Source organism: Ornithinimicrobium sp. (assembly GCF_030537745.1).
Classification (GTDB): domain Bacteria; phylum Actinomycetota; class Actinomycetes; order Actinomycetales; family Dermatophilaceae; genus Ornithinicoccus.
Window position 1 is genome coordinate 1 of sequence record NZ_JAUNVI010000071.1, and the last position, 13123, is coordinate 13123.

The 13123-nt window shown below is 70.4% G+C and carries 9 protein-coding genes; 7 read left to right on the forward strand and 2 right to left on the reverse strand.

Annotation, left to right across the window (positions count from 1 at the left end; genetic code table 11):
- Positions 1-65: 65 nt before the first annotated feature.
- Complete coding sequence (gene hutU / locus Q4P07_RS12295) at positions 66-1727, forward strand: urocanate hydratase (protein WP_303375209.1); 1662 nt, start codon at positions 66-68, stop codon at positions 1725-1727.
- A gap of 128 nt (positions 1728-1855) precedes the next feature.
- Positions 1856-2737: a DMT family transporter gene (locus Q4P07_RS12300; protein ID WP_303375210.1), complete on the forward strand. Its 882-nt coding sequence runs from the start codon at positions 1856-1858 to the stop codon at positions 2735-2737.
- Here the strand turns inward: Q4P07_RS12300 and Q4P07_RS12305 are convergent.
- The gene (locus tag Q4P07_RS12305; protein ID WP_303375211.1) at positions 2710-4878 is read right to left on the reverse strand and encodes an HNH endonuclease signature motif containing protein; all 2169 of its coding nucleotides are present in this window, start codon (positions 4876-4878) and stop codon (positions 2710-2712) included. The two genes, Q4P07_RS12300 and Q4P07_RS12305, sit on opposite strands and share 28 nt — an antisense overlap.
- A 160-nt stretch (positions 4879-5038) precedes the next feature.
- Between Q4P07_RS12305 and Q4P07_RS12310 the strand changes: the two genes are divergently transcribed.
- From Q4P07_RS12310 to hutI, 4 genes are all read left to right on the forward strand, one after another.
- Positions 5039-6358: an MFS transporter gene (locus Q4P07_RS12310; protein ID WP_303375212.1), complete on the forward strand. Its 1320-nt coding sequence runs from the start codon at positions 5039-5041 to the stop codon at positions 6356-6358.
- 148 nt (positions 6359-6506) lie between these two features.
- The gene (locus Q4P07_RS12315; protein WP_303375213.1) at positions 6507-7799 is read left to right on the forward strand and encodes an allantoate amidohydrolase; all 1293 of its coding nucleotides are present in this window, start codon (positions 6507-6509) and stop codon (positions 7797-7799) included.
- Entirely contained in the window at positions 7796-9277 is a 1482-nt protein-coding gene (locus Q4P07_RS12320; protein ID WP_303375214.1) for a formimidoylglutamate deiminase, read from the forward strand. The genes Q4P07_RS12315 and Q4P07_RS12320 overlap by 4 nt, the downstream gene beginning before the upstream one ends.
- Positions 9274-10476, forward strand: coding sequence for an imidazolonepropionase (hutI, locus tag Q4P07_RS12325; RefSeq protein WP_303375215.1), 1203 nt, complete (start codon positions 9274-9276; stop codon positions 10474-10476). Before Q4P07_RS12320 ends, hutI begins: the two co-directional genes overlap by 4 nt.
- 48 nt (positions 10477-10524) lie before the next feature.
- On the opposite strand, the gene Q4P07_RS12330 is transcribed toward hutI, so the two are convergent.
- The gene (locus Q4P07_RS12330) at positions 10525-11511 is read right to left on the reverse strand and encodes a nitronate monooxygenase family protein (protein ID WP_303375216.1); all 987 of its coding nucleotides are present in this window, start codon (positions 11509-11511) and stop codon (positions 10525-10527) included.
- Positions 11512-11647: 136 nt separating this feature from the next.
- Here Q4P07_RS12330 and Q4P07_RS12335 point away from each other — a divergent pair.
- Positions 11648-13123 (forward strand): sensor histidine kinase (locus Q4P07_RS12335; RefSeq protein ID WP_303375217.1); only part of this gene is annotated, 1476 nt, incomplete at its 3' end.

The window sequence follows — 13123 nt, forward strand, 5'->3', positions numbered from 1 at the left end:
CCGTCCGGAGTGACCAGCACGACCGTCCGGTGAGAAACTGCCTACCCGAGTCGAAGGAGACCATCATGGAAGGCGCCCGACCAGTCCGCGCAGCGCGCGGCACCACCCTGACCGCACGCTCGTGGGCCACCGAGGCCCCGCTGCGGATGCTGCAGAACAACCTCGACCCCGACGTCGCTGAGCGACCCGACGACCTGGTCGTCTATGGCGGCACCGGCCGGGCAGCGCGTGACTGGCGCAGCTTCGACGCGATGGTCCGCACGCTCACCGACCTGCGCGAGGACGAGACGATGCTGGTCCAGTCGGGCCGCCCTGTCGGCGTCTTCCGCACCCACGAGTGGGCGCCGCGCGTCCTCATCGCCAACTCCAACCTCGTGCCGGACTGGGCCAACTGGCCGGAGTTCCGCCGCCTGGAGCACCTCGGGCTGACGATGTATGGCCAGATGACGGCCGGATCGTGGATCTATATCGGCACCCAGGGCATCCTCCAGGGCACCTACGAAACTTTCGCGGCCATCGCCGCCAAGCGTTTCAACGACACGCTGGCCGGCACCCTCACGCTGACGGCCGGGTGCGGCGGCATGGGTGGCGCGCAGCCGCTGGCGGTGACGCTCAACGGCGGCACCTGCCTCATCGTCGACGTGGACGAGGCGCGGTTGCGGCGTCGGGTCAAGACTCGCTACCTGGACGAGGTGGCCGACGACCTGGACTCGGCCATCGAGCGCGTGCTGTCGGCCAAGGCCGCCCAGGAGGCCGTCTCGGTCGGGGTCGTCGGCAATGCGGCCGACGTCTTCCCCGAGTTGCTGCGCCGCGGTGTCGCCTTCGACATCGTCACCGATCAGACGTCCGCGCACGACCCGCTGTCCTACCTCCCCGAGGGCATCGGGCTGGGTGATTGGGCGGAGTATGCGGAGAAGAAGCCGGAGGAGTTCACCGACCGCGCGCAGGCTGCGATGGCCAAGCACGTCGAGGCGATGGTCGGCTTCATGGACGGCGGTGCGGAGGTCTTCGACTATGGCAACAGCATTCGCGACGAGGCCCGCAAGGGTGGCTACGACCGGGCGTTCGACTTCCCCGGCTTTGTGCCGGCATACATCCGGCCGCTGTTCTGTGAGGGGAAGGGCCCCTTCCGCTGGGCCGCGCTCTCCGGTGACCCCAAGGACATCCACGCCACCGACCGCGCCGTGATGGACCTCTTCCCCGACAACGACCACCTGCAGAAGTGGCTGCGGGGTGCCCAGGACCGGGTCGCCTTCGAGGGCTTGCCGGCCAGGATCTGCTGGCTCGGGTATGGCGAGCGCGACAAGGCTGGCCTCAAGTTCAACGACATGGTCGCCTCCGGTGAGGTGTCTGCCCCCTTGGTCATCGGACGCGACCACTTGGACTGCGGCTCGGTGGCCTCGCCCTACCGCGAGACCGAGTCGATGCTCGACGGCTCGGACGCGATCGCCGACTGGCCGCTGCTCAACGCGATGCTCAACACCGCCTCCGGCGCGACCTGGGTCTCGCTGCACCACGGTGGCGGCGTTGGCATCGGCCGCTCCATCCACGCCGGCCAGGTGTCCGTCGCGGACGGCACCGACCTGGCGCGGCAGAAGCTGGAGCGTGTGCTCACCAACGACCCGGGCATGGGCGTCATCCGCCACGTCGACGCGGGTTATGGCGAGGCTGAGGAGGTCGCCGCCGACCGCGGGGTGCGCATCCCCATGCGCGAGGGTGAGGCGTGAGGAACACCGAGGCCTGACCGGTCACGGCGCGGCTGCCAGTCGCGGTCGCCGGCTGGCTGCTTACCCTCCATGGCTGTCGAAGGGCGGCTCGCGGACGCCATCGCTGGCTGGCTGCATACCCTCCAGGTATGCCCGCGCTGCTGCTGCTCGTCCTCGCGACACTGTTCTGGGCAGGCAACTACGTCGTCGGTGAGCGCGCTGTCACCGCGATCGACCCTGTATCGCTGACCTGGCTGAGATGGGCGTTTGCCGCGCTGCCACTCGTGGTCATCGCGCAGGTGGTCGAGCGTCCGCACTGGCCCACGGTGCTGCGACGGTGGCGACTTCTCATCGTGATGGCGGGGCTGGGCGTAGCCGGCTATCCGCTGCTCCTCTACACCGCGCTGCAGCACACGACCGCGGTCAGCGCGTCATTGATCAACGCGGCAAATCCGGCTCTCATTATCGTGCTGGCGGTGCTGCTGCGGGGATCTCGGGTCGGCGGGCGCAGCTGGGTCGGCGTCGGCGTCGGGCTGATCGGTGTGCTCCTGGTCCTTACGAGGGGCGACGTCGACCGCCTGCTGTCGCTGGCGTTGAACGTCGGCGACCTGCTCATGCTGGGCGCGATCCTGGTCTGGACCCTGTACACGCTCCTTGGCCAGTCCCTGGGTGTGCCGGTGCTGACCGCGACCGCCGTTCAGGCGGTGTTCACGGTCGTGGCGTTGGTGCCCTTCCTCGCCGTTGACGGTTTGACGGTCCCCTCCACGACAGGCATGTGGTGGGCCGTGCTCTTTCTCGCGGCCTTCCCGTCCTTGGGTTCTTACATCTGCTGGAACCTCGCGATCACCCGGGTCTCCTCTGGCACGGCGGCCGCCTCGATGAACCTCGTCACCGTCTTCACCATCGTCATCGCCGTCTTGCTCGGGGAGCCACCGACGGTGGTGCAGCTCACCGGGGGCCTGCTCGTCATCGGCGGGGTCCTGCTCGCGCAGAGCAGACGAAGTCAGAACGGTGGAGGGTCCTGCGCCTGACGGCGGGTCCAGGGAGTGTCGGTGCGGGGGTGGAGCGTGGTGTCGGACGTTGTGTCGAGGGGCGCGTTGGGCGAGCGGTGCGACTGTCCCGTGGTGTGCGACGAGGGTTCGGGCCCTTCTCGACGCAGGTCGAGCAACTCGTCGACGGTGACCGGGTTGCGAGGCGGTCCGAATCGCCGGCTGCCCGTCCGGGCGTCGGTGTGGGTGATCCACGCCCAGCCAGCAAGGTGACCTCCGTGCTCACCGGTGCCCGGATAGTCGTCGTCAGCGATCAGGTAGGCGCCGGGCCCACGGTGGGCGATAGCGGCGTAGAGGGTCCGGTTGGCCAGGTCACGCCGCTCGTCCAGGGCGTGGGTGGGGTCTTTTCGGGGATCTGGCGAAAGCTGTGCAGGATCTGGTGGCAGTTGTGCGGGATCCAGCGCGATCTGTGCAAGATCCGGCGCCGCCCTGGCCGTCACCACGCGGCCCAGGAAGGCGCCAAGGCGTGCGGCTCCACTGGTCGCTGAGGGATGGCAGGTCGTCGACGGTGGACTACTGAGCGCAGCCGTGGAGGTGTACTGGCGGTAGTCGTGGGCGCGGGTGGTGAAAGTTTGCCCAAGCAGCGTGGTCCAGGTGAGGTCGCGGCGGGTGTTGATGGTGGCGGACCAGAGTTTCTTTGTCTTGCGGTCGTGGGCGTCCTTGGCAAGACCAGCCAGGTTCAGCTCGCAGGTGGGCCCGTCGCAGGATGGTCCCCAGGGGATCACGTGGTCGAGCTCGCAGGCGCTGAGGGGTCTGCGCGATCCGGGGGATCGAGAGTAGACGTCGGCGGCGCGAATCTGACGGCGCATGGCGGCGTCTGGCCGGTAAGTCGCAATGGATCGCTCGAGAAGGCGCCCGTCGGCGGGGTCGACGAGCAGCCTGGACAGGGTGGTGCCCGGCAGGACAGCGAGCTCGCGGGCGTGGCCAGGGGTGATGAAGGCAGGATGCGCGCCGAGGATCTCGCCCACCATCCCCTGACCCGCGTTGCCGTCAGCCAGGACCCGACCGCTGCCGCCGCTGCCTTCACGCTGACCCGCGTTGCCGTCAGCCAGGGCCCGACCGTTGGTGCCGTGGGCCGGATCGTCACGGTGGTGCCGGGTGTCATGTGGGGTGTCGTGCGAGTGGTCAGCGTCGGGATCCAGGCGCAGCGGCTCGTGGCAGCCGGGGCAGGCCGGGCCGTCAGTGAGGCTGTGCCAAGGGATGACGACCTGGAGATGGACGGAGGGCTGGGCGTTGACGATCTGGGTGATCGCCGCCAGATCGGCGACGTCGAGGGCGTCGGGGTCGGTGTCGAGCAGGGGCAGGGTGCCGTGCAGGAGCAGTGCGTTAATGACGTCGGACCGGAGCTGGTCCAGAGTGCGAGGGTCGCCATGCTTTCGCAGCAGGCGGGAGATGGTGTCGATGCGTCGGTGGAGGGCGCACATCGTGACCAGCGGACCGGTGACGGTGAGCGTGGCACTGCCGTCCTCGTCGATGCTCAGCCCTGCGCTGCGGGCGTGATAGGCGGCGCGGCGGCGGGAGCGTTCGGCATGGGCGTCGGTGCCTTTGGCGGCGACCGCCTCGCGCTCGAGGGCAGCGCGGTACTGCGAGTGCTGCCACGGCACGTCGCGCAGTGCGCCGTCGGCGGCCAGGCGTTCCTTGGCCGCGGCGGCCGGGTCGGTGCCGAGGAGCGCCTCAGCGACGAGCTCAGCCGCCTCCGACGGCAGCTTGCCGCACCGCTGCCAGAACGCTTTGATCTGGGCCCACGAGGCCACCCCCCTGTCCAGGGCGTCGATCACCAGGCGTCGGGTCAGCGTGGGTGCGCAGGCCAACCCCACCAGGATCCGGGTCTCGTAGACGCCCAACCCCAGTTTGACCTCGACTTCGGCGCAAGCCAGCCGCTTGGCCTCCGCCCGCCATTTGTCTCGTTGCGCTTGGCTCAATTCCTCCACGGTGGCGAAGCCCTTCTCGGTCAAGAGCATCCGACCCGTGGCAGCCACCGTCAGCGTCGCGGCCTCGACCATGCGTGCGTCCAGTCCGGCTCGGGAGAGGGCGAGCACGGCCAGCACCCGCAGCTCGGGTGCCTCCTCATACCCCGAGCTGGCGTCATCGCCGAGCGATGGTGCCGTCGCTTCTGCGCCCATTTTCCCTCCCCCCGCCATCTCTCCAGACCCTCCCCACCACATCGTCGCGCTTGCAACTGATGTTCGATGCCCACGTTAGCACTCTGCCGTAAATAGTACAAGTGTTCGAAGAAGGTTGTGGAAGATGGAACTGTCGGTGGCATGTGCCAAAGTAGTCCGCGTGAGCCGCCCCAGGCGTTCTGCGCGCACCTATATCTACCAGGCGGTCGTGCGCGCAGACCGCTCCGACCAGGACGCGCCGGAGCAGGCCAGCATCGCCCGCAACGGGCTGCGCCAGGTGCTCGCCGAAGCGCTGCAGTCCACCGGCGACCAAGTCGTCAACGCCAAGACCGTCTTGCCTTGGGCGCTGGCCACGCTCGGTGCGCCCGGCTTCCTCATCGCACTCCTCGTGCCCATCCGCGAGTCTGGCTCGATGCTCCCGCAGGCGGCGTTGGCGCCGGTGCTGCAGCGATCTTCTGACCGCAAGAGCTTCTGGCTATGGGGCGCGAGCGGCCAGGCGCTCGCGACAGCAGGGATGGCCCTGGCCATCGCCACACTTTCGGGTTGGGTGGCCGGGGTCGCCGTCGTGGGATGCTTGGCGATCTTCGCGCTGAGCCGCTCGCTCAACTCGCTGGCCGGCAAGGATGTCCTCGGTCGCACCGTGCCCAAGGGGGAGCGGGGGCAGATCACCGGCCTGACCACAGTGCTGTCCGGCGCGGTGGCGATCACGTTGGGCGTCGCCCTGAGGGTCATCGGGGATGACTTCTCGACGGGGCTGCTGGCCGGGCTGCTGGCGGTCGCGGCGTTGCTGTGGGTCGGGGCGTTGGTCGTCTTCAGCGGGATCCGCGACCCGGGCTCCGACGTGCCTCCAGACCCTGCGGAGGGGCCTGGATGGGTGGCGCAATCCTGGGAGCTGATGCGCTCAGACGCTCATTTCCGCACGTTTGTCATCGCCCGGGCATTGCTGCTGGTGTCAGCACTCTCGCCACCCTTTGTGGTGTCGATCGCCGCCCAACGGGCCGACCACGGCTTGGCGGGGCTGGGGCCCTTCGTCATCGCCCAGGGCGTGGCGGCGCTCATCGGAGGTCGGCTCGCCGGCAGGCTGGCCGACCGCTCCAGCCAAGGCCTCATGGTCTGGGCCTCTGTCGCTGCCAGCCTGACGATCGCGGCGTTCCTGCTGCTCGATGCGCTTTCTGCCGTCGGGGGATCCGAGTGGCTGCCCCCCGCGACTTTCTTGCTGCTCGCGCTCACGCATGTGGGGATCCGGGTCGCCCGCAAGACCTATGTCGTCGACATGGCGGGCGAGGAGAAGCGGACCGTCTATGTCGCCGTCTCCAACACCGCGATGGGGGTGCTCCTCCTGATCGTCGGGGCGATCTCCGGTGCCCTGTCTCTGCTGGGGCCCGGGGTGGCGCTCGCCTTCCTCGCGGTGCTCGGACTGATCGGCTCGCTCGCGTCTCGACGACTGCCGGACGTGAGCATCGGCAAGACCACCCACTAGGCCACGATGAGCGGCCGTCAGGTCGACTCGTTCGAGGTCGCGGAGGAGCACATCTTCACCAACGTGGAGGTATGGAGTCTGTGACCCGAGACGTCTGTGCGCTCACTAGCGAGGCGGTCGAAGGGGCCATGCTCCTAGAGTCAGGAGGATGAGCGCCACCTTTGACTCCATGTGGTCCGACCTCGAGCCAGTCGGACGGACCTCGAACGGCGGCTATCGGCGATTCGCCTGGACCGCCCAGGACCACGCGCTCCGCGAATGGTTCAGTGCAGAGTCCGCGCGCCGCGGCCTGGATCAGAGCACCGACCGTGCCGGCAACCAATGGTCCTGGTGGTGGGATGGCCCCGGCACCGTCGACGAGGCGGCAGCCGGGCGCAGAGGAGCCGTCATGGGCTCACACCTCGATTCCGTCCCCGATGGCGGCGCGTTCGACGGCCCGTTGGGTGTCGTCTCTGCATTTGCCGCCATCGATGCGCTGCGAGAGGCCGGGTTCGTGCCGAGCGTGCCGGTGGCGGTGGTCAACTTCGTCGACGAGGAGGGGGCGCGCTTCGGCATCGCCTGCGCTGGCTCCAGGCTGCTGACCGGCCAACTGGCCCCGGAGCGTGCGCTGGCGCTGACCGACGCCGATGGCACGACCTACGCCGAGGCCCTGCGCGCCGCCGACCGCGATCCCTCGACCCTCGGGCGGGACCAGGAGGCGCTGGATCGGGTCGGCGCTTTCGTCGAGCTCCACGTCGAGCAAGGCCGCGCCCTGATCGACCTCGGCGTCCCGGTCGCGGTCTCGAGCGACATCTGGCCGCACGGCCGGTGGCGGTTCGACTTCCCCGGTGAGGCCAACCATGCCGGCACCACCCGCCTCGTCGACCGGCACGACGCGATGATCGGCTACGCCGACCTGGTGCTGGGTGCCCGCACGGTCGCGACGCAACGCGGCTGCGTTGCCACGGTCGGCAAGGTGCAGGTCACCCCGGGCGGGGTCAACGCAATCCCCTCGCACGTCACCGGATGGTTGGATGCCCGCGGCGCCGATGAGGCAGCGGTCGTCGCCATGGTGGAGGAGCTCACCGCCCGTTCGGTCGGGATCGGGGCGAGCGTCGAGCGGGAGAGCTGGACGCCCACCACCCATTTTGATGCCCACCTTGCCTCGCGACTGCGCGGAGTCCTGGGCACTGAGGACGAGGTCTCGGTGCCGATCCTGGGCACCGGCGCTGGCCACGACGCCGGGATCCTGGCGACGGCTGGCTACTCCACCGCGATGATCTTCGTGCGGAACCCGACGGGGGTCTCGCACAGCCCGGCGGAGTTCGCCGAGCCCGACGACTGCCATGCCGGCGTTGCAGCCTTGGCGGCCTCCATCGCCGATCTGGCGGGCTCTGCCGCAGCCACCAGCACAACAACCAGCGCAGCAACCACCACGCCGACAGACGGGGGCGACCGGTGACGACGACCTTCCACGCGCCATACGCTCACCTGCCCACGGGCCTGGCCGCCCAGGTGCGGATCACCATCGACGAGGGGCGCTTCACCGGGATCGAGACCGGCGCGGCAGCCCGACCGGGTGACCGCCAACTCCCGGGCGTCCTTCTTCCCGGTTTTGCCAACGCGCACAGCCACGCCTTCCACCGGGCGCTGCGCGGACGCACCCATGACGAGGGTGGGACCTTCTGGACGTGGCGGGAGCGGATGTATGCCGTGGCCGCGCAGCTGGAGCCCGCGACCTATCTGAGCCTGGCCAGGGCGGTCTACGCCGAGATGGCGCTGGCCGGCGTGACCGCGGTGGGCGAGTTTCACTATCTGCATCATGGTCCTGGCGGGAAGCGCTACCTCGACCCCAACGCGATGGGCAAGGCGCTGGTGAAGGCCGCGGCGGACGCCGGGATCAGGCTGACCCTGCTCGACGCCATCTATCTCTCCGGCGGCCTGGTGAACGGCGAGCACCTCCCCCTGGAACGCGCCCAGCTGCGCTTCGGTGACGGTGAGGTCACGGCGTGGGCGATGCGGGTAGAGGACCTGCGGGACGCCACCGACGGCGGCCCAGCGCACCTGCGGGTGGGCGCCGCGATCCATTCCGTCCGGGCCGTCCCACGCGAGCACCTTGGCCAGGTTGCGGCGTGGGCGCGCGGAGAGCTCGGTGGGCGCGATCTGCTGGCCTCCGGACCCGCGGACCGGTTCGACCCCGACCCGGCCCGGTCCGCTCGGCCGCTGCACCTGCACCTCTCCGAGCAGCCCGCTGAGAACGACGCCTGCCTGGAGGCCTACGGGCTCACCCCGACGGGTCTGCTGGAGGCCGAGGGTGTGCTCGGGGCGGACGTGACGGTGGTGCACGCCACGCACCTCAGTGGTGCCGACATCGCCGCGCTCGGCACGCATCGCTGCTGGGCCTGCTTCTGCCCCACGACCGAGCGCGATCTCGCGGACGGCATCGGCCCCGCGGTGTCCTTGCAGCGTGCGGGCGCGCGACTGTCGCTCGGCTCGGACCAGCACGCCGTCGTGGACCTGATCGAGGAGGCCCGGGCGCTGGAGATGCACGAACGCCTCGCCAGCCTCGAGCGGGGCAGGCTGGCGCCCGACGCGCTGCTCCAAGCTGCCACGGCGCACGAGAGCCTTGGATGGCCCGACGCGGGACGGATCGAGGTCGGAGCGCGCGCGGACCTGGTGGCCATCCGCCTTGACACCGTCCGGACCGCCGGAGCGGATCCGGCTCAGATCCTCCTGGTCGCCTCGGCCTCCGACGTCGACACCGTCGTCGTCGACGGCACCGTCGTGGTGCAGGATGGTCGGCACCGGCTCGGCGACGTGGGCGCCATGCTGAGCGAGGCCATCGAGCCCCTCTGGCGACCAGCACCTGACAAGCCCCAACCTGACGGGCCACACCTCGACAAGATCGCGTCCGTGCCGACCCAAGGAGACCTCTCATGAGCATGTTGATCACCGACATCGGCGAGCTCGTCACGTGCGACGAGACCATCGACGGCGCCGTCGAGGAGCCGTTGCACGCCGGCCTGGGGATGCTGCGCGACGCGGCGATCGTCATCGCGGGCGGCGGCGAGGACGCGGCACCGGTCATCGAGTGGATCGGCCCAGCCGCGCAGGCCCCCGCCGCCGACTGGGCAATCAGCCTCGAGGGCCGGGCGGTGGTCCCCGGCTTCGTCGATAGCCACAGTCACCTGGTGTTTGCCGGGGACCGGTCCTCCGAGTTCGCCGCGCGCATGTCGGGGACGCCCTACGACGGCGGAGGCATCGCGTTCTCGGTCGAAGCGACGCGCGCCGCGACCGACGACGAGCTACGCACGCTCATCGCGCACCGCGTCGCGGAGATGCGCGCCCAAGGCACGACCACGGTGGAGATCAAGAGCGGTTATGGCCTCAACGTCCAGGACGAGGCGCGGTCGGTGCGGCTGGCTCGTGAGGTCACCAGCGAGGTGACCTTCCTCGGTGCCCACGTGGTGCCGCCGGACCGACGCGACGAAGGTGGGCGCGCTGCCTACCTTGACCTCGTCTGCGGCGAGATGATCCAGGCGTGCGCGCCCTACGCCCGCTGGGTCGACGTCTTCTGCGAGCCCTCGAGCCCCTTCGCCTTCGACGGCGAGGAGTCGCGTCGGGTGCTGGAGGCTGGGCGTGCCGCCGGGCTCGAGCTGCGTGTCCACGGCAACCAGCTCTCCGAAGGGCCCGGCGTGCAGCTGGCCGTCGAGCTGGGCGCGGCGAGCGTCGACCATTGCACCTTCCTCACCGATGCCGACGTGGAGGCGCTCGCCGGCAGCAAGACGGTGGCCACGCTGCTGCCCGGTGTGGAGTTCTCCACCCGGCAGCCCTACCCCGACGCGCGGCGGCTCCTGGATGCCGGTGTCGCCGTCGCGATCGCCAGCGACTGCAACCCGGGCACCTGCTACTCCTCTTCGATGCCGCTGATGATCGCGCTCGCGGTCCGAGAGATGGGTATGACGCCCGCCGAGGCGCTCCGGGCCGCCACCTCGGGCGGCGCGCAGGCTTTGCGACGCACCGACATCGGGACCGTGCGGGTGGGCCAGCGCGCCGACCTCGCGGCGATCGAGGCGGCGAGCTGGCTGCACATCCCCTACCGCGTCGGGGTGCCGCTCGTGCGCGCGATGGAGGTCTGAGGCGCCAGTCTTGCCGCGTCGGGGAGTCGTGGCCTCAAGGCGGACGGCTCAACCGAGACGGTCGAGGGCCGCGCGGAGGTAGTGGCGGTAGGTCGCGAGCTCGGCCACCACGTCGGCGACCGAACGCTCGCTGTGGACCAGACCTACGGACTGGCCTGCATAGACGGGGGCCAACGACAGGTCACCCTCGGAGCGGGCCGCGCGCATCCGCAGCGTGAGGTCATCGGACTCACCCACCTGCGCCGCCAACTCCGGCAAACGGTCAGCCCACTCCTGGGTGAAGTCGTTGGTCAGGGCCCGGCCACCAAACTGCTCCGGCCAGTCCAAGCGCTGGGCCACGTCGAAGGCGCGCGTGAAGATTGTCTGCGAAGAGTCCGCCGCGATCATCGCCGCCTTGACCGCGGGCAGCGCCGGGCTCTCCAGGCAGGCCGCGAACGGCGTGCCGACCCACACCCCCACCGCGCCGGCAGCCAGTGCTGCGGCCACGCCGCGGCCGGTGGCGATGCCTCCTGCGGCCAGGACCGGCACATCTGCGGCGAGGTCCAGCACCTGCTGGAGCAGAGGAAGCGTCGAGACGGCGCCGAGGCCATGTCCACCGCCCTCGCTCCCGCGGGCGACCAGCACGTCGACCCCGATCTCGAGGGCACGCTGTGCCTCCTTGACCGTGCCGACCTGGGTCGCGATGGCGAGACCAGGATGAAGCTCGCGCACCCGCGGCACAACCTCTCCCGGATCACCAAAGCTCAGTGACAGCAGGGCAGGACCGGCCTCGACGACGGCCTCCAGCACGCCCTCCTGCTGACCTATCTGCCAGTTCATCAGACCGATCCCAAACGGACCGGCGGCGCGGGCTACCGCGGTCTCGCGGCGCACGATCTCTGGGGTGGCGCCATACGCGAACGCCATCGTGCCCAGGCCCCCGGCCACCGTGACGGCCGCCGCCATCGCACCGTCCGTGGCGCCAGCCATCGGTGCCAGCACGATCGGGTGGGTCAAGCCTTCCAGCCACCCGGTGCTCCTCCTGTGTGACGTCATGCTCCGCTCCTCATCCTTCTCATGACCGCGACGCTACTCTCCGCCTCGCCACGCCATACCCAGGTCTGATCCGTAGCGCAGGGAGCACGCCTGCGGGATGACGTCGGCCGCGTGCCGGTCGTCATAGGCTCGCCGTGTGAGCCCCCCCGCCCCGCGTACCCCAGAGCCGCCCAGACGTGGTGTGCACGGTGTCATCGCCGATGGTCGGGACTCGGTGCGGGACCTCGTCGGTGGTCGGCTCCGGGACCAGCCCTGGCTGCCGGACCTGCTCGTCGTCGGGGCGCTCCTGGCCTGGGTCTTCGTCTCCAGCGTCGGCGTCGGCTCCTCCTCCCTCCTCCTGGGAGTGGCCCTGGTGGTCCCGCTGTGGTGGCGGCGGAGTGCCCCACTGCCGGTGGCGCTCGTTGTGGCCGCCGTGTGCTTGCTGCAGGCCGTCACCCTGGTCGGTCCGCATCCGGGCAACGTCGCGGTCCCGGTCGTGATCTACAGCGCGGCGGCGTTCGGGACGCGGTCGGAGTCACGGGCCGTGCTGTGGCTAGGGCTGGTGGGTGCGGTCGTGGCGGCGGTCGTGTGGTCCTACACCGGGGATGCGTTGCGACTCAGCGTCATCGGCTTCCAGTTTTCCTTCATGGCGATGTTCGTCGGTGTCGCCTGGGTGCTGGGTGATGTGGTGCGCCGACGCAGCGCCGTGATCGGTGGGCTGAAGGCGCAGCAACGCGCACTCGCCCGCGACCACGCCCAACGGGTCAAGCTCGCCGCCCAAGGGGAACGGGCGGCGATTGCCCGCGAGATGCACGACGTGGTCGCGCACTCGCTCGCCGTCGTCGTGGTGCAGTCGGACGGTGCCCTGTATGCCGCGAACGCCGCCCTGGCAGCGCCCCCGGGAATCGGTGCGGACCGCGCCGCGCTGGAGCGTGCGGCGGCGACGCTGGCCACCCTCGGGGAGACCGCCCGCGCTTCGCTGGCCGACACCCGGCGCTTGGTCGGGGTGCTGCGCGAGGATGGCGCCGACCCCGAGTTTGCCCCGCTCCAGGGGCTCGCCTACCTCGATGACCTCATCGAACGGGTCCGGACCTCGGGGGTGCCGGTCGACGTCGCGGTCCGGGGTCGCGTCGACGACCTGCCGCGTGAGGTCGACCTCGCTGCCTATCGCGTCGTGCAAGAGTCGCTGACCAACGCGATGAAGCACGCCGGGCCGGGTGCGACCGTGGACGTCGACGTGCTGCGGACGCCGGCCGTGCTCCTGGTCCGGGTCACCGATGACGGGGACGGCCTCGCGCCGGACGCGGACGGGGAGGGCAACGGCGTGCTCGGGATGGCCGAGAGGGTCGAGGTCCTAGGCGGCACCGTCCACGCGGGACCTCGAGCCCATGGGAGAAGCGGCTGGGAGGTCGTCGGCTCGATCCCGTTGCGATCCGACCCGATCGGTCCCGCTGGACAGGCCGGGGGCGACCCCCGCCCCCGTCCCGATCCACGCCCCCGGCCCCCTCCACACGCACCGTCCGCCCCCCCTCCCCCCCCCGCCCCGGGCCATACTCCCCCCGCGGGGGCGCCCCGCCACGGTGACCTTGATCAGCCCTGCGACACCCGCCGCCGTGATGAGATGCCCGGTGTT

What these genes read in the sequence shown, in the direction of transcription:
- Q4P07_RS12305 (WP_303375211.1), bottom strand. Translation starts at nt 4,878, where the DNA reads ATGGGCGCAGAAGCGACGGCACCATCGCTCGGCGATGACGCCAGCTCG.
- hutU (WP_303375209.1), top strand. Translation starts at nt 66, where the DNA reads ATGGAAGGCGCCCGACCAGTCCGCGCAGCGCGCGGCACCACCCTGACC.
- Q4P07_RS12315 (WP_303375213.1), top strand. Translation starts at nt 6,507, where the DNA reads ATGAGCGCCACCTTTGACTCCATGTGGTCCGACCTCGAGCCAGTCGGA.
- hutI (WP_303375215.1), top strand. Translation starts at nt 9,274, where the DNA reads ATGAGCATGTTGATCACCGACATCGGCGAGCTCGTCACGTGCGACGAG.
- Q4P07_RS12300 (WP_303375210.1), top strand. Translation starts at nt 1,856, where the DNA reads ATGCCCGCGCTGCTGCTGCTCGTCCTCGCGACACTGTTCTGGGCAGGC.
- Q4P07_RS12330 (WP_303375216.1), bottom strand. Translation starts at nt 11,511, where the DNA reads ATGACGTCACACAGGAGGAGCACCGGGTGGCTGGAAGGCTTGACCCAC.